Genomic DNA, 20,599 nt, shown 5'->3' on the forward strand with positions numbered 1-20,599 from the left:
GATCAGGTTGTAGGCACCTCGCACCTTGTAGGAGCGGCAGACCTGCATGTCCTCGCGCTTGAAGCGCACCGGTACACCGAGCTCGCCGGTAAGGCGGCCGCTGGTCTCCAACGGCGTGCGCCGGACCACCTGTCGCAGGCGGGTACCGGCTCGGAAGATCGCTGCGGGACTCAACTCTTCGGCCACTTCACGATACTAAAGGCGCAGGTGGCTGCGGATGCGCTCGGGTGCTTCCCCACCACGGAGCGCGCACACTGGGCGAAAGGTGCCGAGGGAGCGGTTCGATGGTCAGCAGCAGGTCCGTCGTGGTGGGCGTCGACGGTTCGCCGTCGTCGGCGCAGGCAGTGCTGTGGGCAGGCTCCGAAGCGGCGCACCCGCTGCACCTGGTGCTGGTCAACGACCACCCAACACGCGCGGCACGTTGCGAGAAGACCGTCGGCGAGCTGGCCGAACGCTGCCGACGAGCACATCCCGGGCTCCTCGTCACCGAAGAAGTCGTCGCCGGCCACCCGGCTCAGGAGCTGGTTCGCCGCAGCGACGACGCGCCGCTGCTGGTCGTCGGTTCGCACGGCCACGGCGTGTTCCGGGACGTGCTGCTCGGCGGGATCAGCACCTCCGTGGCCGCGCACGCCCGCTGCCCGGTCGTGGTGGTGCGCGGCACTCCGCGGACGACCGGACCGGTCGTCGTCGGGGTCGACGACTCACCTGGAAGCCGAACAGCACTGCGACACGCCTTCGACTTCGCGGCCCGTCGGCACGAGCGGCTCGTCGCGGTGCAGGCGCTGCCGGACGCCTACTTCACCGCCGGCGTCTACCCCCGGCTGGATCCACAGGAGATCCGCACCCGCGCCGACCTGCACCTGGCCGAGCAGCTCGCCGGGTGGTGCGCCGAGCACCCCGACGTCGCGGTGCACCGCGACGTGGCCAACCAGCACCCGGTCGCCGCCCTGTGCGCGGCCGCCGAGGACGCCCAGCTGCTGGTCGTGGGGCATCGCGGACGCGGCGGCTTCGCCGGTCTGATGCTCGGTTCGGTCGCCAACGGCGTCCTGCACCACTCCCCGTGCCCGGTCGCCGTGGTCCGCACCGCCGAACAGCGCTGACGCATCACTCCGGGGGTTGCTGCCGCCAGACCGCCTTGTAGCGCTCGGCGGCGTCGGCATCGCGCTGCCTGCGCACCGCTGAGGCGTGGCCGGGCGGGAAGCCGTAGCGGACCAGCCGCGAATCGACGCTGTCCACCGAGTTGGTCAGCACGATGCGGGCCACCACGAGCAGGCCGAGCAGCAGCGCTCCGGCCGCGATCGGCCACGCCCCGCCGAACACGCCCAGCGCGACGAACAGCACCGCGCCCAGCGGAACGATCGGGATCAGCCCGCGGACCAGGACCCGCAGCACCCACGTCCGGCAGGTGGCGTCGTGCAGCACCCAATCGCGGTACCGCTCGGGAAGCCTGCCGCCGAGCTGGTAGTACAACCACCGCGCGGGGCCCGGACGTTCGATGGACACCCGCACAGCCTACGTCCCGTCGCCACCGCGACGAACCCCAGCTCGCTCCACTGTGGACCTGCGTGGGCCCGGACGAGGCCTTCCGCGCCCTCGTTCGACGTGGCACCATCGCGCGGTCGATCGAGCCGGCCACCGGGGTCGGCGCGGGGAGCGCGGGGAGAAGGATCTGCCGCATGTTCAACGTCGAAGCAGTCCGGTTGGCCGGGTCCGACATCGAACTACCCAGGATGATCCCGATCGAGCAGCGGTTCGCCGCAACGGCCGTCGAGGATCTGGAAGGCACCATCCGCAGCCAGGTCACCGAGCACGACAGCACCAACCCGGTCAGCGGCAAGCGGATCGCGATCACCGCGGGCAGCCGCGGCATCGCCCAGCTCGACCGCATCGTCGCCACCCTGGTCGACGCGCTCGTCAGCTGCGGGGCCAAGCCGTTCGTGGTGCCCGCGATGGGCAGCCACGGCGGCGGTACCGCGGACGGGCAGCGGCAGGTGCTGGCCGAGTACGGGATCACCGAGGAGAGCATCGGTGCGCCGATCGTCTCGTCCATGGAGACCGTCGTGGTCACCGAACTCCCGGACGGCACGCCCGTGCACTTCGACGCCGAGGCAGCCCGCGCCGACGGGGTCGTCGTGCTCGGCCGCGTCAAGCCGCACACCGACTTCCGCGGCACGCACGAGAGCGGGCTGGCCAAGATGATCGCCATCGGGCTCGGCAAGCACCGCGGCGCGGCCGCCCTGCACCGGCACGGCTTCGAGGCGTTCCACTCCCTCATCCCCGCCGTGGCCGAGGCAGCGCTCCAGGTGGTTCCGATCGAGTTCGGGATGGCCGTGGTGGAGAACGCCTACGAGCGGGTGGCCCGCCTCGAGCTGGTCCAGCCCGGCGAGCTGCTGGAGCGCGAAGCGGAACTGCTCGTCGCGGCCAAGCAGCTGATGCCGAAGCTGCTGATGTCCGACATCGACGTGCTGGTGGTCGACGAGATCGGCAAGGACATCAGCGGCGCCGGCATGGACCCCAACATCACCGGCCGCTCCCCGGTCAGCCCCGAGCAGTTCCGCGCCGTGCCGATCAAGCGGGTCGTGGTGCTGGGGCTGACCGAGCACACCAACGGCAACGCGTGCGGCCTGGGCCTGGCCGACGTGACCACCCAGCGCTGCGTGGACCAGATCGAGTTCGGGTCGTTCTACACCAACTCGCTGACCTCCGGTGTGCCCGACGGCGCGCGGATCCCGATGGCGCTGGCCGACGACCGCGACGCGATCACCGCCGCGCTGCACATGTCGCGCGGCCCCCACGACCGCCCGGCGAAGGTCGTGCGCATCCGCAACACCCTGTCGATGCCGCACGTCGAGGTCTCCGAGGCGTACGCGCAGGAGGTCGCCGACCACCCCGACCTGACGGCGCTCGGCGAGCCGCACGACTGGGATTTCGACACCACCGGAACCCTCCGCCCCCTGCCTTGATCCAGGCGGGTTCTTCCGCCCTTCGGCCCGCCCATCGCCGGGTCGTCAGATAATTTCGATTGACACTGAAATAACAGATTCGACAGATCTAACGAAGCCGGGGCACCACTTCGGTCCCGCGTGCAGCGGTGGCGGAACTAAAATCGGTGTCTCCCCAGCGCGAAGGCGAGGACCGCCATGCAGCCTCCCCTGACCACAGATCGCTTGATCGTGCGCGACTGGAGCTCCAGCGACGCCGACGTGCAGGCAGCACTGGCGCTCTACGGCCGCCCCGAGGTGACCGAGTGGCTCACCCCGGTCGTCTCCAGCGTCGCCGACCTGGCCGCGATGCGCGCCGTGGTGCACTCCTGGATCGAGTCGCAGCCCAACCTGGTCCCGCCGACCGGACGGTGGGCGATGCAGCGGCGGTCCGACGACGTGGTGGTCGGCGGACTGGTGCTGCGGATGCTGCCGCCCTACGACCACGACCTCGAGCTGACCTGGCAGCTGCGCCCCGAGGCGTGGGGCTTCGGCTACGCGACCGAGGCGGCGATCGCGCTGCTGCACTGGGCGTTCAGCTTCGACATCGACGCGGTGTTCGCGCTGGCCCGCCCGGACAACGCGCGAGCGATCTCCACCGCGCAGCGCATCGGCATGGAGTGGGTCGGCGAGACGACCAAGTACTACGACACCGCGCTGCAGGTCTACCGCATCCGGCAAGGCGACCTGCCCGACGCTCCCCCGGCCTGATCGACCGCTGCCCGGCCGGCCGGATTCCACTGTGGATCGCGGTGATGATCACCGTGCGTCGCGAAACCGGCCCGTATCGGATGATCTGCCCTCAGCTCCGATGAGTGAGATCCTGGAACGGGTCTTCTACGCCCGCACCACCTGGACCCACTCCGCCGGAGGGACCTTGCCGCCCCAGACCAGGACGACCAACCGCCCCGCTCCCCCGCGTCGACCGAACCGCCCCCGACCGAACACCGGTGGGCGCGTGGCGGTGACGCTGTTGTCGGTGCTGGTGCTGGTGGTCACCGGGTACGGGTGGAGCAACTACCGGAACCTGCTCAACGGGATGGCCACCAGCGACGTCACCGACGGCGCCGGGGCCGACGGAGCCACCGACATCCTGCTGGTCGGCATGGACAGCCGAACCGACGCGCACGGCAACCCGCTGCCCGACGACGTGCTCCGCGAGCTGCACGCCGGGGCCAACGACGGGGCGCTGACGGACACGATCATCCTGCTGCACATCCCCAACGACGGGTCCAGCGCATCGGCGTTCTCCTTCCCCCGCGACTCCTACGTGCAGATCCCCGGCCAAGGCCGGCACAAGATCAATTCCGCGTACTCCCGCGGCAAGGAGTCCGCGATCGCCTCCGAGACCCGGCGCGGCGTCACCGACCGGTCGCAGCTGGAGCGCGACGGCGACGACGCCGGCCGCAAGCTGCTGGTGCGCACCGTCGAACAGCTGACCGGGGTGTCGGTCGACCACTACGCCGAGGTCAACCTGCTCGGCTTCTCGCGCATCACCCAGGCCGTCGGCGGCGTCCCGGTGTGCTTGCTGGCGCCGACGCAGGACAGCTACTCGGGCGCGGACTTCAAAGCCGGGCCGCAGACCATCTCCGGGCCCGACGCGCTGGCGTTCGTGCGCCAGCGGCACGGCCTGCCGCGCGGAGATCTGGACCGCGTGGTCCGCCAGCAGGCATTCCTGTCGGGGCTGGCGCAGTCGGCGCTCTCCGGAGGCGTGCTGGCAAACCCCGCCCGCTTGCAGGGGCTGATCGGCTCCGTGCAGGACTCGGTGGTGCTGGACCGCGACTGGGACGTGCTCGCCTTCGCCGAGCGGCTGCGCGGCCTGGCCGGTGGCGCGATCCGGTTCACCACGATCCCCATCGAGAACGCCGACTACGAAACCCCGGAGGACGGCCAGGCGATCCTGGTCGACCCGCGCGCGGTGCGGCAAGCGGTCACCCAGACCATCGACCAGTCGGCTGCCCCACCGCCCGCGTCCTCCGACGAGGAGTCCGGCGCGGCCACAGTGGACGTGCTCAACGCGACGAAGACCGCCGGGCTGGCGCAGAAGGTGCGCTCGGTGCTCTCCAACCGGGGCATCCAGGTCGGCACGGTCGGCAACACCGCTGCCCGGTCCTCCTCGATCGTGCAGTACGCCCCGGACGCCTCGGACACGGCCGGCCAGGTGGCATCACAACTCGGGGGCCTGCCCACCGAGGAGAGCAGCTCCGTGCCGAGCGGCCACGTCCAAGTCCTCATCGGCAGCGACTACCGGGGCCCGTCGGCCCCGCGCTTCGCCCCGCCACGAGCAGTGTCGCTGGACGGTCCGGCCCGCCAGCAGAGCACCGCGCCGGACCCCGAGACGATCACCGCCGACGGCATCCCCTGCGTCAACTGACCTCGTGCGAACTGGTCGGTGGTGAGGCGGCCCCCTCGCCCGTCCCACCACCGACCAGCGGCTGGTGGTCACCCCCAGTGACCTCACCGCCAGCCAGCCCGCTCCGGTACCGTCCGCGGCACCGGAGCCGTCCGGTTGTCGGAAAGCCCGCGTGGGGTTCGTCCAGACCTCTGCGCTGGTGGTGCATCGCCGGTCTTCTCGCGCGCCGACGGCTGTAGCTCAACAGCGCCCAGCATCGGCGATCACCGTGAAGCACTGGGGTCTGGAACGGTCCACCGCTGGTTGAGACTACGCCGGGGCCCAGTGCGTCGCGAGCTGCCAGCACGCCTGAGCTGAGCGTGCCCCTCACGCCACGACCACCGTTTCAGGGCAGTGGTTTTCACCCGATGCACGGAGCCGAGTGGCACTCGTCTCAGACTGCCGGTACAGGGGCTTCGATCGAGGCGGTTCGAACCTGCGTGCGGTAGCGTTCGCGCATGTCCGAAGCACCGCTCTCCCCCGCGCAAGCCTACGAAGTGCTGAAGGCGGGCAACCGGCGATTCGTCGAGAACACCCTCCAGCACCCGAACCAGGACGCCGACTACCGGGCGTCGCTGGCACCGGGACAGCGTCCCTTCGCCGTGCTGTTCGGCTGCTCCGACTCCCGGCTCGCCGCCGAGATCATCTTCGACCAGGGACTGGGCGACCTCTTCGTGGTCCGCACCGCCGGTCAGGTCACCGGCCCCGAGGTCCTGGGCAGCATCGAGTTCGGCGTCGGCGTGCTTGGCACGCCGCTGGTCATCGTGCTCGGTCACGACTCCTGCGGTGCGGTCACCGCGGCCCGCCAGACCGTCCTCGAGGGTTCCGCGCCGCCCGGGTTCCTGCGCGACATCGTGGAGCGGGTGACGCCGAGCGTGCTGGCCGCGCGCGTCGAGGGCCAGACCGAGGTCGACGAGATCGTGGACGTGCACATCCAGCGCACCACCGACCTGCTGCTGGAGCGCTCCACCCTGCTGGCGAAGGAAGTCGAAGAGGGCCGCTGCGCGGTCGTCGGCCTGTGCTACCGCCTCACCGACGGCACCGTCCGCGAGGTCGGCAGCCGCGGACTGCCGGAGCACGCGAAGCCGTAGGGAATCAGCTCTCGTTCGGCGCGGCAGCGGGGTTCTCCGCTGCCGCGCCGACTGCTTCGAACGGCTGGAACGGGCTGGTCACGTTAGCCTGCTGGAGCACGCTCCGGGTTGAAGGGATCCAGCCGCGTGACCGTCCAGCCGCGTCGAGTGCTACTGCTCAGCGCGACCATCGGTGAAGGGCACAACGCGACCGGCCGGGCCGTTGCGGAGGCCGCCGGTCGGGTGTGGCCGGGATCCGAGGTCAGCTGGCTGGACGCGCTGCGCGCGATGGGCCGCTGGGTGCCCGCCGCGTTCAACTGGATCTACGTCACCAACGTCGAGTCCACCCCGTGGCTCTACGACTTCTTCTACGACTCGCTGTGGCGCTACCGCTGGTTCGCCAACGCTTCGCGCCGCTTCGTCGGAGCGTGGAGCGGGCGGCTGTTGCGGCAGGCGATCGCCGAGCACGAGCCCGATCTGATCGTCTCGACGTATCCGCTCGGCACGGCGGGGCTGGACTGGTTGCGCCGCCGCGGCGAGCTCGACGTCCCGGTGGCCGCCGTGGTCTCGGACTTCTCCCCGCACCCGTTCTGGGTCTACCCCGAGGTCGACCTGCACTACGTGATGAGCGAGGCGAGCCTGCGCGCGATGCGGCGGGCCGAGCCGGACGCTGTGGGAGCCGTGTGCGCACCACCGGTCGTCTCGGCATTCCGGCCCGGGGACCGGGCGGCGGCACGGCGCAGCTTCGGCCTTCCGGAGGCGGGATTCACCGTGTTGATCTCGTGCGGTTCGCTCGGGTTCGGCTCGGTGGACCGCGCGGTGGACGCTGCGCTGCGCGCTGAGGGCGTGGACCGGGTCGTGGTGGTCTGCGGTCGCAACGATGGGTTGCGGGAGCGGTTCGACACGCGCGCCGAGGAACGGCTGGTCGCGCTGGGCTGGGTGGACGACATGCCAGGCCTGGTGGCCTGCGCTGATGTCGTGGTGACCAACGCGGGCGGGGCCACGGCGCTGGAAGCCGTCGCCTGCGGACGATCCGTGATCATGTTCGAGCCGATCGCCGGGCACGGGCGCGCCAACGCCGAGCTGATGGCCGACGCCGAGCTGGCCGAGCTGTGCCCGCGAGCGGCCGACCTGACTGCGACGTTGCGGCGTTGGGCTGCCGAGCCGGACGAACTCGCGCAGCAGGAGCAGCGAGCGCTCAAACATTGCCAGATCGCGGATTTCACCGATCAGGTGGCCGCACTGGCGCAGCTCCCCCGGCACCGCGGTCGCCGGGCGCTGCGCTCGCAGGACGCCTTCTTCGTCTACGCCACCACGCCCGCCGTGGCGCAGCAGACCGGCGCTGTCCTGCTGCTGGAAGGCCCGTCCCAGACCACCCGCGATTGGTACGAGCAGATCGCCGAGCGGGTCGAACGGCGCGCCTCGCGGCTGCCCCTGCTGACGCGTCGCCTGGTGGTGCGCCGGACCGGACGGCCGCAGTGGATCCACGACGCCGCCATCGACCTCCACGAGCACCTGCGCTGCCGCGAGGTCCGAGGTGAGGGCTCTGCGGCGGAGGCTCGCGAGGAGTTCTTCGGCACCGCCGTGCGCACCGATCGCCCGCCCTGGGAGCTTCTGCTGCTGCACGAGACCGATTCCGGTCGGGTTTCGGTGCTGGCGAAGCTGCACCACGCGCTCGGTGACGGTGTCGCCGTGACCAGCACGCTGCTGCGGTTGCTGACCGACAACCCTCCCCCCGTTTCGGCGCCCGGGCGAGGTGATCGGCTGAAGTGGCATCGACGCGCCTGGGTCATCGCACGGGGGTTGGTGAGCCTCGCCGGGGCAGGTCTGGCCCCCGCCAGTCCCTGGGCTGGGCGCAGCACGCCGAACCGGTCGTTCGACGGCCTGGAACTCCCCGCCGCTGAGGTCCGGGCCTGCGCACGGCGGGACGGCGTGAGCAGTACCGCGCTGCTGCTCGGTCTCGTGGCCGAGGCGCTGCACCGGGCGCTGCCTTCCCCCGCGCCGGGCCAGCATTTCCGGGTGATGGTGCCGCGCACGGCTCGAACCGGGCGCAGTGGCGTGGGCACCGATGAGCCCGGCAACCACACCGCATCGGTGTCGCTGGACCTGCCCGTCGGCCCGATGCCCGTCCGGCAACGGGTCGACTCAGTCGCCGCTGGGCTCGGCAAACCGGACCGAACCGGTCAGCCCGCCGCGACCCGCGCCGTGCTCGCCGGCCTCGGCTCGATGCCCGCGCCGCTGCACGCCTGGGTGGTGCGGCGGATCTACCAACGCCGGTTCTTCAACGCCGTCGTGTCGGTGCTGCCCGGGCAGCGGCGGCCGGCGCGCATGGGGGCAGCCCAGATCGCTGGAGTGCTGCCGGTGCTGTCGCTGGCCGACGGCGTGGGAGTGGCCGTGGGCGCGGTCAGCTGGGGTGAGCGCGTCGGTTTCGGGATCACCACGGACACCGGCCTCGCTCCGGACGCCGGGGTGCTGACCGGGCACCTCCGCGACGCCTTCGCCGCACTGCGGACGGGTGACGGGCCGTGAGCTCGAACGCCCCGGTGCTGGTGATCGCCGTTCCGGCCGCGATCGCCGGGGCTGCGAGCTTCGGCCTGGCCAGCGCCATCCAGCACCGGGTCACCAAGCAGGTGCCCAAGGTGCAGACCTTCAACCCGCGCATGCTCTACGAGCTGGTCCGCAAACCGATCTGGGTGCTGAGCATCCTCACCGTGGTCGTCGGGTTGTCGCTGCAGGTGGTGGCGCTGGCTTTCGGGCCGCTGGTGCTGGTGCAGCCACTGCTGGTGACCTCGGTGCTGTTCGGGGCCGGGTTCGCCGCGTGGATGGCGGGCCGCAAGATGGACCTGGTGCTCGGGCTGGGCGGGCTGGCCTGCGTCGGCGGGCTGTCGGCCTTCCTGGTGCTGGCGCGCCCCTCCGGGCAGAGCAGCGAGTTCACCGGGGCATCGATCCTGCCGCTGGCCCTGGCGCTCGGGCTGCTGGTGCTGGTGTCGCTGGGGGCCGCCGCGTTGGTCCCCGGTGAAGCCGGGGTGATCGGCATGGCGGTGGCCACCGGGGTGTTCTACGGGGTCACCGCCGGGTTGATCAAGGTGGTGGCCGGGCAGTTCCGCACCGGCGGGCTGGCCGAACCGTTCCAGCACTGGACGCTCTACGCGGTGTGCGTGATCGGGCCGATGGGCTTCCTGCTCAGCCAGCAGACCTTCCAGCGCGGCCGGCTGATGTCGCCGGCGCTGGCGGTGATCACCACGGTGGATCCGCTGGTCGCGGCGGCGATCGGGGTGAACTGGCTGGGCGAGCGGATCGAATCCTCCCCCGCCATCCTCAGCGGCGAGCTGATCGCCGTGGTCGTCATCATCATCGGCATCGTCGTGCTGACCCGCCGCGGCGAGCAGCTGCGCCGAGCGCTCGAGCGCGGCAGCTCCGCGGAGGAGACGTGGGGTTGATGCTGCGCGGGCGAACCGCGCTGGTCACGGGAGCTTCCTCGGGAATCGGTGCGGCCACCGCCGCTGAACTGGCGGCTGCCGGATGCCGGCTCGTGCTGGTGGGCCGCGACCAACGGCGCCTGGGCGAGGTGGCCGCGCGCACCGGCGGGCAGGCGCTGGCCGCCGAGCTGACCGATCCGGCGGGTCTCGACCGGGTCGTCACCGCGGCGCGGCAGGTGGATCTGCTGGTGCACTGCGCGGGGATCGGGTGGGCCGGTGACCTGCCCTCGATGTCGGCTGAGCAGGTCGAGGCGCTGACTGCGGTGAACCTGACCGCGCCGATGCTGCTGACCAGCGCGGTGCTGCCGGAGCTGCGCCGGCGGCGCGGCCACGTCGTGTTCGTCTCCTCGATCGCCGTCGTCGGTGTTCGCGGTGAGGAGGTCTACGCAGCGACGAAAGCGGGTGTGCGGGCGTTCGCGGAAAGCCTCCGCCACCTCGACGGCATCGGCGTGACAACGGTGTTCCCAGGTGCTGTGCGCACGCCGTTCTTCGCCGGTCGAGACTACGACCGGCGGTTCCCCCGCATGCTCACGCCCGAAGAGGTCGCGGTGGCACTGGTCCGGGGAATCCAGCGCGAGCGCGCGGAGGTCTTCGTCCCCGCCTGGCTCGCGGTGCCCGCTCGTCTACAGGGCGCATTGCCCGGCCTCTTCCGCGGCCTGTCCAAGCGGTTCGGCTAGCCGCGCAGCGCTCGGATCGACTCCCGCAGCGACCCCATGGTGGCCAGCACAGCGGTGGGCTCGTAGCCGCAGTGCGCCATGCAGTTGGCGCAGCGGGGGTCGTTGCCGCGCCCGTAGTGCGACCAGTCGGTTTCCTCCAGCAGTTCGCGGTAGGTGGCCGCGTAACCGTCGTTCATCAGGTAGCACGGCCGCTGCCAGCCGTAGAGCGAGTACGACGGGATGGCCCACGCCGTGCACTGGAAGTCGACCTTGCCCTCCAGGAAGTCCAGGAACAGCGGCGAGTGGTTGAACCGCCACCGGTGCCTGCGGCCGTCGGCGAAGACCTTGCCGAACAGCTCGCGCGTCTCCGCCACCCCCAGGAAGTGCTCCTGGTCGGGCGCCTTGTCGTAGGCGTAGGCCGGGGAGAGCATCATCTGGTCGACCTTCAGGTCGTTGTTGAGGTAGTCCAGCACCTCGATCACCGACTGCGGTGTGTCGGAGGTGAAGAACGTGGAGTTGGTGGTCACCCGGAAACCGCGCCGCTGGACGTCCTTGATGTTGTCCACGGCCTGCGCGAACACGCCCTTCTTGCACACCGATTCGTCGTGGCGCTCCTCCAGCCCGTCGATGTGCACGGCCCACGCGAAGTACGGCGACGGCCGGAACTTGTCGATCTTGCGGGGCAGCAGCAGCGCATTGGTGCACAGGTAGACGAACTTCTTGCGCTTGATCAGCTCCTCGACGATGACCTCGATCTCCGGGTGCATCAGCGGTTCCCCGCCGGCGATGGACACCACCGGGGCACCGCACTCCTGCACCGCGGCGAGGGCCTGCTCCACCGGCATCCGCTGCTTGAGCACGTTGGCCGGGTGTTGGATCTTGCCGCAGCCCGCGCACTTGAGGTTGCAGGCGAACAGCGGTTCCAACTCCAGCGTCAGGGCGAACTTCTCGCGGCGGGCCAGCTTCTGCTTGACCAGGTAGGCCCCGACGCGGACGGCTTGGCGCACGGGAATACCCATTCAGGACACCTCCTCTGGTGCGTTCTCCGGCGTCGCGGTGCGGCTCCACCGCGACAGGCAGGAACCGATGGCGTGCAGTCGGGCGAGTGCGGCCAGGGTCCGGCGCGGCGTTCCTGGGCGCAGCAACGGTTGTGCGGCGGTGTCGAGCACGACTCGCACCGCAGCGATCCCCCGCGCACCCGCGGCGCGTGCGAGCACGGCGGATTCCATGTCGACTGCGAGCGCGCCGGTTCGGGCCAGATCTGCCCGCTGCGCGCCGCGCACGACGTGCCGAGTGGTGACGATCGGCCCGCAGTGCACCGGGAAACCGGCGCGGCGCAGTTCCGCGACCAGCGACGCGGTGGAACTGCAGCGCGCCGAACCGTCGGGCCCGCGGACCTCGTCCGCCACGACCACATCGCCGCTGCGGACGTCTTCGCCGATGCCGCCGCCCAGTCCCGCTACGACGAGCACGTCGAAGTCCGCCGTGGTGAGTTCGGCCGCGCTGCGTGCACTGCGCCGGGGCCCGAACCCGGTGCGGTGCACCGACTTGTGGCCGAGTGCTGCCCGCAGCGCCTGGGCTTCCAGGCCCAGCGGCGCGCAGATCAGCAGCCGTGCGGGCATCTCACTCCCCGGCCTGCTGGTACCTGCCGAGCGCGGTCAGCGGGAAGATCACCCGGTACAGGTGGTAGTTGATGTAGAAGTCGCCCGGGAAACCCGTCCCGGTGAACTGCGGCTCGTCCCAACCACCGTCTTGGCGCTGCGTGCGCGCCAAGTAATGCACACCGCGCTGTACCGCGTCGGACTTGTGCCGATCGAGCGCCAGCAGTGCTAGCAGCGCCCAACCGGTCTGCGATGCCGTGGAGTCACCGCGGCCGATCCACGCCGGGTCCTTGTAGGAGCGCAGGTCCTCGCCCCACCCGCCGTCGGCGTTCTGGTGCTCCTCCAGCCATCTCGCCGCGCGCTGCAGCGCCCGGTGGTCCGGCGGCAGACCGGCCCGCACCAGCGCCGGAACTGCTGCGCCGGTGCCGTAGACGTGGTTCGCCCCCCAGCGGCCGAACCAGGATCCGTCCTCCTCCTGGTTGCGCAGCAACCACCTCACGCCGCGCCGCACCACCTCGTCGTCGTGGCCCAGCGCCGCCAGCGCCTCGACGACGTGCGCCGTGACGTCGGCCGACGGCGGGTCGATCACCTCGCCGAAGTCGCAGAAGGGCAGCTTGCGCACCAGCTGCCGGGTGTTGTCGGCGTCGAAGGCGCCCCACCCGCCGTCGGCCGACTGCATGCCGCGCAGCCAGCGCACGCCGCGTTCGATCGCGGCGTGCACCGAAACCTTGTCCGGGTGGTCCATGCGGTTCAGCGCCAGCAGGACCTCGGCGGTGTCATCGATGTCCGGGTAGCCGTCGTTGTCGAACTCGAACGCCCAACCGCCGCCCGGGGGCAGGTTCGGGCGGCGCACCGACCAGTCGCCCTTGACCCGGATCTCCTCCGCCAGCAAGTAGTCGGTCGCCCGGCGCAGCGCCGGGTGGGCGCTGGGCACGCCGGCGTCGCGCAGGGCTTGCACGCCGAGCACGGTGTCCCAGACCGGTGATTGGCAGGCCTCCAGCCTCCGCACCACGCCGACCGGTGTCTGCTCGCGGATCAGGAACCGTTCCAGACCGTCCAAACCCTGCCGCAGGACCGGGTGGCCGAGCGGGTAGCCGAGCAGGTGCAGCGCCAGCAGCGAGTACACCCACGGCGGTTGGATACCGCCCCACGAGCCGTCCGCCTCCTGCCGCGCGACGATCCACTCGGCGGCGCGGAGCATCGCGTGCTTGCGCAAGGACCGCAGCGGACGCTTCTGGTAGCGGTGCAGAACCCGGTCCAACACGTGGAACCCGTACTTCCAGGAGAACTCAGGGCGAGTGCGCGCCGTGCGTCGACCGGTGCGCAGCTCGCTGACCGTGATGCCCAACTCCCGACGCGGTCGCAGCGTGCACACCACCGTCAACGGCACCACCGTCTGGCGCGCCCAACACCCCCAGTCCGCCACGTTCAGCGGGAACCAGCTGGGCAGCAGCACGAGCTCAGGAGGCATGGCGGGCAGCTCGTCCCAGGACCACTCGCCGAACAGCGCCAGCCAGATGCGGGTGAAAACCCGGGTGGCCTCCAGCCCGCCCTGCTCCAGGATCCAGTTGCGCGCAGCGGCCATGTGCTCGGCGTCGACGTCGTCGCCCGCGAGCTTGAGCGCGGTGTAGGCCTCCGCGGTGGTGGACAGGTCTCCCGGCCCACCGTGGAAGTTCGCCCAGGTGCCGTCGGAACGCTGCTGCGAGCGGATCCAGCGCGCGGCCTGCTCGGTCTCCACCGCGGTGCGGATCCCGAGGAACTGCCGCAGCAGCAGGTCCTCGACGTCCATCGTCACGTTGGTCTCCAGCTCGCCCTTCCACCAGCCGTCCGGGTGCTGCCGGGACAGCAGGTGGTCGCGGGCGGCGACCAGCGCGGTCCGCGGATCGGGGATGACGACCGCGCGGGTGGGCTGCGTCTGCAACTGATCGGTCAAAGCTTCCTCCGTACGACGAACGCGGCGAGTTCGGTCAACGCCTCGGTGGCGTCCCGCGGACCGCTCGGCAGGTGTTCACCGGCAGCGGCCAGCCGGCGCTGGCACTCCCGGTGGGTCCAGTTCGCCGAACCGGCGCGCTGCACCATCTCGGCGGCTTCGTGCAGCTGCTGCTCGGTGAGCGGCTCGGGCTGGGCGTACAGCTCGCGCAGCCGTTCGCCCGCCGCGGTTCCCGAGTTCAGCGCGTGAACCACGGGCACGGTCTTCTTGCGGGCGCGCAGGTCCGACAGCACCGGTTTCCCGGTGATCTCCGGGTCGCCCCACAGCCCGAGCAGGTCGTCGACCAGCTGGAAGGCCATCCCGAGCTCGGTGCCGAAGGTGTGCAGCCCGAACACCACCTCCTGCGGTGCCCCGGCGTTGAGCGCACCGATCGAGGTCGCGCAAGCCAGCAGCGCGGCGGTCTTGTCGTGCGCCATGCGCAGGCATTCATCCAGCGTCACGTCGTGGCGGTGCTCGAAGTCCAGGTCCGCGGCCTGCCCGGCGATGAGCACCCGGGTGGTGGCCGACAGCGACCGAGCCGCGGCGCTCGCGTGCGGGGAACTGGAATCCAGCAGCACCTCGGTGGCCAACGCGAGCAGCGCGTCGCCGGCCAGCAGCGCAGCGGGACGACCGAAGACCGTCCAGGCCGTGGGCCGGTGGCGGCGGGAGGTGTCGCCGTCCATCACGTCGTCGTGCAGCAGCGAGAAGTTGTGCACCAGCTCGACCGCCGCAGCTGCCGCGACGGCCTGATCCGCTGCCCCCGGCGGGCGCACGCACTGCGCGGACAGCAGCACCATCGCCGGGCGCAGGGCTTTGCCGCCACCGCCCTCCGGAGCTCCGTCGACACTTCGCCAGCCGAAGTGGTACTCGCATACGCGGCGGGTGTCCGGGTCGAGCTGGGCGACCGCGCTGTGCAGGGCGGGATCCACCGATTCCCGCGCGGTGAGCAGGGCTGGCGGCAGAACTGTCGTCATGCGATCACCTCCACGCCGCGTTGCCGGTACCGGGCCGCGACCACCACATCGGCCGCGCGGGCACCGCTGCGCACCGCGCCTTCCGTGGTGTCCGGCCAGCCCGTTGCGGTCCACGCGCCGGCCAGCACGAGGCCTGGCACCGGGGTGCGCGCATCCGGGCGGATCGCTGCGGTTCCCGGCGCCTGCCGGAAGGTCGCGTTGGGTTCGCGGGTGACGAAGAAGTCGAGCAGCCGGGCTTCCCGGGCCCGCGGGAAGAGCTGCTGCACCGCCGGGACGAACAGCGCGCGCAGGTCCTCCGTGCGCAAGTCGATGTAGTCCTGGGCAGCTGACAGCGAGATCGCCAGGTACTGACCTCGCGTCGCGCCGGAGATCGCGCTGCGGTCGAAGACCCACTGCACCGGGGAATCCAGCACCGCAGCCATCCGGAGACCGGTGACCTTCCGGTCGTAGTGCAGGTGCACGTTGACGATCGGTGCGGCCGAGAGCTGGGACCACTGCTCGACTCCGGGAACCGGCAGGTCCGCGAGCAGTCCGGCCGCTGCTTGGTGCGGAACCGCCACCACCACCGCGTCCGCCGACAACTCGCGGGCGTTGCTGCCTGCCTTCGCGAGCACGTGAAAACCCGCACCAACGCGTCGGATCGCCCGCACCCGGCATCGCGTCCGGACGCTGACACCGGCGGCAAGCAGCGCTCGGTGGGCGGCACCGCCGTGCAGCTGCGACAAGGGGACTTGCGGGATGGCGATGTCCGCGCTGTCGCTGCGGTCCAGGACTCCTGTTCGAAAGACCTTGGCGGCCAGCAGCATCGACGCATCGTCCGGATCCTCGTTGATCGCGGCCACACCGAGCAGCCCCCACAGCGCCGTCACCGCGCGCGGTGACTCGCCGTGCCGGCGCAGCCATTCGCCGAGGCTGATCTCGTCCAGCGCCGGATCGGCCGGATCGAGCATCCGCAGCGCCAGCGCGGTGCGCGCCACTCTCGCGCGCTGGGCCGCCGTCAGCTGCCGGTACCCCAGCAACGCGGGGAGCAAGTGCCCCGGTGCTGGCAGGTTCCAGCGGTGCAAGCGGGATGCGCGACCATTCGTGCTGAGCACCGGAACCTCGAAGCGGTGCTGCATGCTGATCGAATCCTGCACCCCGAGCCGGCGCAACAAATCGATGTACTCGGTGTAGCAGCGCAGGAACACGTGCTGGCCGGTGTCCACCACCAGGTCGCCTCGCTGGAATGAGTAGGTGGCGCCGCCGAGCTTCGCCCTCGTCTCGAGCAGCTCGACCGCGAAACCCGCCTCGGCCAGGTCCAGCGCCGCCGTCACTCCCGCCAGCCCACCACCGACCACCACCACGCGCCCGCGGCTCACGGCGCCATCCCCGCCAGGGAACGTGCCGCAACCCCCGCCTTGCGCCAGCCCGACAGCGAGGTCCGCTGGCTCAGCGCACCACCCGGGTCAGCGGCGATGCGCGCCAGCAGCTCGTGGTAAATGCCCGCCATCGACGCGCAGCACGCCCGGCTGCGCCGGTCCAGCATCGGCAGCAAGAGGAGTCCCTCGGAGTACCACTGCTCGGCGCGCGCGGCTTGGAAGCGGATGAGCGACGACCACCGCTGCTGGTCCTCGACGAGCCCGTTGCCCGGTTCCAGCCGAACGCCGAAGCGCTCCAGGTCCTCGGACGGCAGGTACACGCGTCCCTCGAGCTGGTCCTCACGGACGTCGCGCAGGATGTTGGTCAGCTGCAGAGCGACACCTAGCGCGTCCGCACGTCGCTCGGCCGTGGCTTTGTCCACCGCACCGAACACGCCCAGTGACAGGCGTCCGATCGATCCGGCGACGCACCGGCAGTAGTGCAGCAGCTCGTCGAAGGTCCGGTACCGCACTCCGCGCACATCGGCTTCGCAGCCGTCGATCAGCTCGTCGAAGGCCGCCAGCGGCACCGGCAGCCGCTCGGCCGCATCGGCGAGCGCGACCACGACCAGATCCGTCGAGTCCGTGCTGGCCGCGTGGACGTCCTCGCGTGCTTCACCGAGCCGCCGCAGCTTGTCCTCGCGCGGCAGATGCCCGTCCCCGATGTCATCGATCCGACGGGCGAAGGCGTAGACCGCGGACAGCGCGCGCCGTTTCGGGCCGGGCAACAGGCGTATGCCGTAGGAGAAGTTCCGCGCTTGCTCCCGCGTGATCCGCTCGCACTCCAGGTACGCGTCCCGGATCCGCGCCGATTCGGTCACCACGTGCCTCCCAACACGTACAACCGCCCCCATTCGACGAAGGTGCGCCCCCGGTTCGGCCGCACGTCGCTCCCCAGCGGATCGTGGTTGGCGGCCGCGAACGCCGCCGCCGTGGCCCGGCCGCCCGCCAAGTACCCGGCGACCGCGACCCGCGCCATCCCGGACAGCCGGCCGACCAGCGGTGCCCCGGCTTCAAGCATCCGCCGCGCCCGGTCCACTTCGAACTTCACCAGCCCGCGGAGCCTCGTCGGGGCGCGTGAAGCGATGAGGTCCGGCTCCTGGCAACCGAACAGCCGCATGTCGTCGGTCGGCAGGTACACCCGGTCCTGGCGGTAGTCCTCGGCGACGTCCTGGCAGTGCTCCAAGATCTGCAGGGCGCTGCAGATCCGGTCGGACAGCGCGATCAGCGCGGGCTCGGCCCGGCCGAAGACGTGCAGCACCGCTTCCCCGACCGGGTTGGCCGACAACGCGCAGTAGTCGAGCAGCTCGTCGAAGGTCCGGTAGCGGCGCACCTGCTGGTCCTGCCGGTTCGCCTCGATCAGCTTGGCCAGCACGTCGTGGGGGATTCCGCACTCCGCGACCGTGGCGGTCAGCGCTCGCACGATGGGGATGCGGGCCGTGTCCTGGTAGGCGCGTCGGAGGTCGACCTCCAGGAAGTCCAGCAGCGCATCCCTGTTGCCCGGTGCCTCGTCCCCGGCGAAGTCAACGAGCCGGAAGAACCCGTAGAGCGCGTGCAGGTGCTGTCGCAGGCCGTGCGGCAAGATTCGCGACGCGACCGGGAAGTTCTCCGAACGCATGCGCGCGAGCACCACCGCACTGCGCGGAAAATCACCCGAACGTGCGCTTGCGTGCGGGTGGTCGGATTCCTCCCCGGACACCGCGCCGTCGGGCAGCGACAGGACCATCAACCCTCCCCCCATACGCCGACAAGGAGGCGTAACCGGCATCGTATGAGCCACGTTGCAGCACCGCAGGTCGAGCGATGATCCTTCTATATTCCCGAAATCGCGTCGGTGTTCGAACCGAAAGCGGGTCCGTAGATCCACATTGGACAAATGATCACGATGACCACTGTGGACCATCGAGCAATCCCGTCGAACCGGGCGTTCGACCCGCTCAGAGCGGACCTCCACCCCCACTCGACCGGCCGCGCGGCATTCGGGTGGCGGGCATTGACATCCGGATGAGGGAAGCAAGACCGTGATCGGAACCGACAGACGCGGAAACCGGACCACGACCCACAAGTCAAAGCCGCGCGCTCGTTCGAGGTCCTGCAGCCACCTCGACGGGGAGGAGTGCCGGATGTACCGGGGATTGCCCACCGCCCGCGGCCCGATCGCCGATGCACTGCTGCAAGCCGGTCTGCTCCTGGACTTCGCCGTGCGCACCGCCAACGCCGTCTTCCTGACCGTCGGCCGAGCCCGGTTCAACGTCGCGGAATTCCTGCGGCAGGCGACGTTCCTGGCCTCCGTCACCACCCTTCCCGCACTCCTGGTGACGATTCCGCTGGGCGTCGTGGTGGCGCTCAACGTCGGATCGCTCGCCGGCCAGCTGGGCGCTCAAGGCTACGGCGGTGCGGTGGTGGCGTTCGTGATCGTCGGGCAGGCCGCCCCGCTGATCTGCGCGCTGATGATCTCCGGCGTCGGCGGCTCGGCGATGTGCGCGGACCTGGGCGCCCGGAAGATCCGCGACGAGGTCGACGCCCTCGAGGTGATGGGCATCCCGGTCGTCGAGCGGCTGGTGGTGCCCCGGGTGGTGGCCGCGATGGTGGTCAACGCGCTGCTGGCGTGCATCGTGCTGCTGGTCGGCATCGCGACGACGTTCCTGTTCCAGGTCTTGGTGCTCGGGGACGCACCAGGGGCCTTCCTGCGCACCCTCACGCAGTTCTCCCGCGTCCCGGACTTCGTCGTGGCGCTGCTGAAGGCCGCCGTGTTCGCGGTGCTGGCCGCACTGGTGTCCTGCTTCAAGGGCCTGACCGCCAAGGGCGGACCGGGTGGGGTGGCCACCGCCGTCAACGAGGCCGTGGTGATCTCGTTCATCCTGGTCTTCGTCGCCAACGCGGTCATCACCGAGCTGTACCCGGTGCTGGTCCCGGCGAAGGGCGAGTACTGATGGCGCGGGGACGCAGGTCCGCGGTGGACCTGCTGGCCGCCGCCGGGCTGCACTTCACCTGCTACCTCAAGGCGATCGCCACCGTCCCGCACGTGCTGACGCGCTACCGGCGGGATGTGGCGCGCCTGGTCGGCGAGATCAGCCTCGGCTCGGCTTCGCTGCTGGCCGGTGGCGGCACGATCGGCGTGGTGTTCGCGATGTCGTTCGTCTCGAGCACCCAGGTCGGGTTGGAGGGCTACCGGGGGCTCGACCTGCTCGGCCTGTCCCCGATGACCGGCCTGGCCGCTGCCGTGGTGAACACCCGCGAGATCGCGCCGCTGGTCGCCAGCATCGCGCTCGCCGCCAAGGTCGGCACCGGGTTCACCGCGCAGCTGGGGGCGATGCGCATCTCCGAGGAGATCGACGCCCTGGAAGCGATGTCGGTGCGTTCGCTGCCGTACCTGGTCAGCACCCGGATGATGGCGGCGTTCCTGTCGGTCGTCCCGCTGTACCTGGTGGGTCTCTTCGCCTCCTACCTGGCCACCGGGCTCGCGGTGGTGCAGCTCAACGGCGTCTCCGAGGGCACCTACAACTACTACTTCCGACTCGTGCTCACCGCCGACGACGTGTTCTTCTCCCTGCTCAAAGCAGTCGCCTTCGCCATCGTGGTGACCCTGGTGCACTGCGCCTACGGCTACTACGCCAGCGGCGGCCCGGAAGGCGTGGGCAAGGCCGCCGGACGCGCGCTGCGCACCAGCATCGTGACCATCACGGTCGCCGACGTGCTGCTCAGCATCGCGTTCTGGGGCGTTCGACCGACGTTACCGGCGCTGGGGATATGACATGACCGAGCCGCTGGGAGCCAACGCGCGCCGAACACTCGCAGCACGCGGGATGTCCGGGCTGCTCGCGCTGGCCCTCGTGGCCGTGCTGATCGTCCTCGGCGGTGCGGGCGCCTTGCGCTCGAAACCCGAAGTCACGACAGTGCTTCCGGCCGAAGCCGGGTTGATCCGGCCGGAGACACCCGTCCAGTACCGCGGCGTGCGGGTCGGTCGACTGGCCGCCGTCGAGCCCGGGCTCTCCGGCTCCCGGCTGACGTTGCGGATGGAGCCCGACAGCTTCGCCGACGTCCCGGGCGATGTGCGCGTCCGGTTGATGCCGCGCACCG

20 protein-coding genes are annotated in these 20,599 nt (G+C 70.8%); 11 read left to right on the top strand and 9 right to left on the bottom strand.

All coding sequences use genetic code 11. The annotated features are described in order from the left end of the window. The coding region (locus OU415_RS34410; RefSeq protein WP_270953781.1) for a pyridoxal-phosphate dependent enzyme at window positions 1-186 on the bottom strand (186 nt) is incomplete at its 3' end. A gap of 98 nt (window positions 187-284) precedes the next feature. On the opposite strand from OU415_RS34410, the gene OU415_RS34415 reads away from it, so the two are divergent. Further along, entirely contained in the window at window positions 285-1,100 is an 816-nt protein-coding gene (locus tag OU415_RS34415) for a universal stress protein (protein WP_270953782.1), read from the top strand. A gap of 4 nt (window positions 1,101-1,104) precedes the next feature. Here the strand turns inward: OU415_RS34415 and OU415_RS34420 are convergent, their stop codons facing one another. Then, complete coding sequence (locus OU415_RS34420) at window positions 1,105-1,503, bottom strand: DUF5313 family protein (protein ID WP_270953783.1); 399 nt, start codon at window positions 1,501-1,503, stop codon at window positions 1,105-1,107. 173 nt (window positions 1,504-1,676) lie between these two features. Between OU415_RS34420 and OU415_RS34425 the strand changes: the two genes are divergently transcribed. The 7 genes from OU415_RS34425 (at window position 1,677) to OU415_RS34455 (ending at window position 10,599) form a co-directional block, all read left to right on the top strand. After that, on the top strand, window positions 1,677-2,963 hold the full coding sequence (locus OU415_RS34425; protein ID WP_270953784.1) for a nickel pincer cofactor-dependent isomerase, group 22: 1,287 nt from the start codon (window positions 1,677-1,679) through the stop codon (window positions 2,961-2,963). A 177-nt stretch (window positions 2,964-3,140) separates the two neighbouring features. Further along, window positions 3,141-3,692, top strand: a complete 552-nt coding sequence (locus OU415_RS34430) for a GNAT family N-acetyltransferase (RefSeq protein ID WP_270953785.1) — start codon at window positions 3,141-3,143, stop codon at window positions 3,690-3,692. 100 nt (window positions 3,693-3,792) lie between these two features. Continuing rightward, window positions 3,793-5,355 (top strand): LCP family protein, encoded by a 1,563-nt coding sequence (locus tag OU415_RS34435; protein ID WP_270953786.1) that lies wholly within the window; start codon window positions 3,793-3,795, stop codon window positions 5,353-5,355. 476 nt (window positions 5,356-5,831) lie between these two features. Further along, entirely contained in the window at window positions 5,832-6,464 is a 633-nt protein-coding gene (locus OU415_RS34440) for a carbonic anhydrase (RefSeq protein WP_270953787.1), read from the top strand. A gap of 126 nt (window positions 6,465-6,590) precedes the next feature. Further along, the gene (locus OU415_RS34445; protein WP_270953788.1) at window positions 6,591-8,972 is read left to right on the top strand and encodes a wax ester/triacylglycerol synthase domain-containing protein; all 2,382 of its coding nucleotides are present in this window, start codon (window positions 6,591-6,593) and stop codon (window positions 8,970-8,972) included. Continuing rightward, entirely contained in the window at window positions 8,969-9,883 is a 915-nt protein-coding gene (locus OU415_RS34450; protein ID WP_270953789.1) for a DMT family transporter, read from the top strand. Before OU415_RS34445 ends, OU415_RS34450 begins: the two co-directional genes overlap by 4 nt. Next, a complete protein-coding gene (locus tag OU415_RS34455) occupies window positions 9,883-10,599 on the top strand; it encodes an SDR family NAD(P)-dependent oxidoreductase (RefSeq protein ID WP_270953790.1) in 717 nt (238 codons plus the stop codon). The genes OU415_RS34450 and OU415_RS34455 overlap by 1 nt, the downstream gene beginning before the upstream one ends. Here the strand turns inward: OU415_RS34455 and hpnH are convergent. Genes hpnH through hpnC form a run of 7 tightly spaced genes read right to left on the bottom strand, consistent with a single transcriptional unit; the run spans window position 10,596 to window position 18,245 of the window. Beyond that, a complete protein-coding gene (gene hpnH, locus OU415_RS34460; RefSeq protein WP_270953791.1) occupies window positions 10,596-11,597 on the bottom strand; it encodes an adenosyl-hopene transferase HpnH in 1,002 nt (333 codons plus the stop codon). The two genes, OU415_RS34455 and hpnH, sit on opposite strands and share 4 nt — an antisense overlap. Beyond that, the gene (locus tag OU415_RS34465; RefSeq protein ID WP_270953792.1) at window positions 11,598-12,200 is read right to left on the bottom strand and encodes a phosphorylase family protein; all 603 of its coding nucleotides are present in this window, start codon (window positions 12,198-12,200) and stop codon (window positions 11,598-11,600) included. Window position 12,201: 1 nt separating this feature from the next. Then, the gene (shc, locus tag OU415_RS34470) at window positions 12,202-14,112 is read right to left on the bottom strand and encodes a squalene--hopene cyclase (RefSeq protein WP_408641968.1); all 1,911 of its coding nucleotides are present in this window, start codon (window positions 14,110-14,112) and stop codon (window positions 12,202-12,204) included. After that, a complete protein-coding gene (locus OU415_RS34475; protein WP_270953793.1) occupies window positions 14,109-15,122 on the bottom strand; it encodes a polyprenyl synthetase family protein in 1,014 nt (337 codons plus the stop codon). Before OU415_RS34475 ends, shc begins: the two co-directional genes overlap by 4 nt. Next, entirely contained in the window at window positions 15,119-16,480 is a 1,362-nt protein-coding gene (hpnE, locus tag OU415_RS34480) for a hydroxysqualene dehydroxylase HpnE (protein WP_270953794.1), read from the bottom strand. Before hpnE ends, OU415_RS34475 begins: the two co-directional genes overlap by 4 nt. Further along, entirely contained in the window at window positions 16,477-17,340 is an 864-nt protein-coding gene (gene hpnD, locus OU415_RS34485; protein WP_270953795.1) for a presqualene diphosphate synthase HpnD, read from the bottom strand. Before hpnD ends, hpnE begins: the two co-directional genes overlap by 4 nt. Continuing rightward, entirely contained in the window at window positions 17,337-18,245 is a 909-nt protein-coding gene (hpnC, locus tag OU415_RS34490; protein WP_270953796.1) for a squalene synthase HpnC, read from the bottom strand. The genes hpnD and hpnC overlap by 4 nt, the downstream gene beginning before the upstream one ends. 397 nt (window positions 18,246-18,642) lie before the next feature. Between hpnC and OU415_RS34495 the strand changes: the two genes are divergently transcribed. The 3 genes from OU415_RS34495 to OU415_RS34505 form a co-directional block, all read left to right on the top strand. Then, entirely contained in the window at window positions 18,643-19,452 is an 810-nt protein-coding gene (locus OU415_RS34495) for an MlaE family ABC transporter permease (RefSeq protein ID WP_270953797.1), read from the top strand. Next, window positions 19,452-20,273 carry an ABC transporter permease gene (locus tag OU415_RS34500; RefSeq protein WP_270953798.1) on the top strand — a complete coding sequence of 274 codons (822 nt, stop codon included), beginning with the start codon at window positions 19,452-19,454 and terminating at the stop codon, window positions 20,271-20,273. Before OU415_RS34495 ends, OU415_RS34500 begins: the two co-directional genes overlap by 1 nt. 1 nt (window position 20,274) lies before the next feature. Next, the coding region (locus OU415_RS34505) for an MlaD family protein (protein WP_270953799.1) at window positions 20,275-20,599 on the top strand (325 nt) is incomplete at its 3' end.

Source organism: Saccharopolyspora oryzae, from assembly GCF_027853915.1.
In the GTDB taxonomy this organism is placed as follows: domain Bacteria; phylum Actinomycetota; class Actinomycetes; order Mycobacteriales; family Pseudonocardiaceae; genus Saccharopolyspora; species Saccharopolyspora oryzae.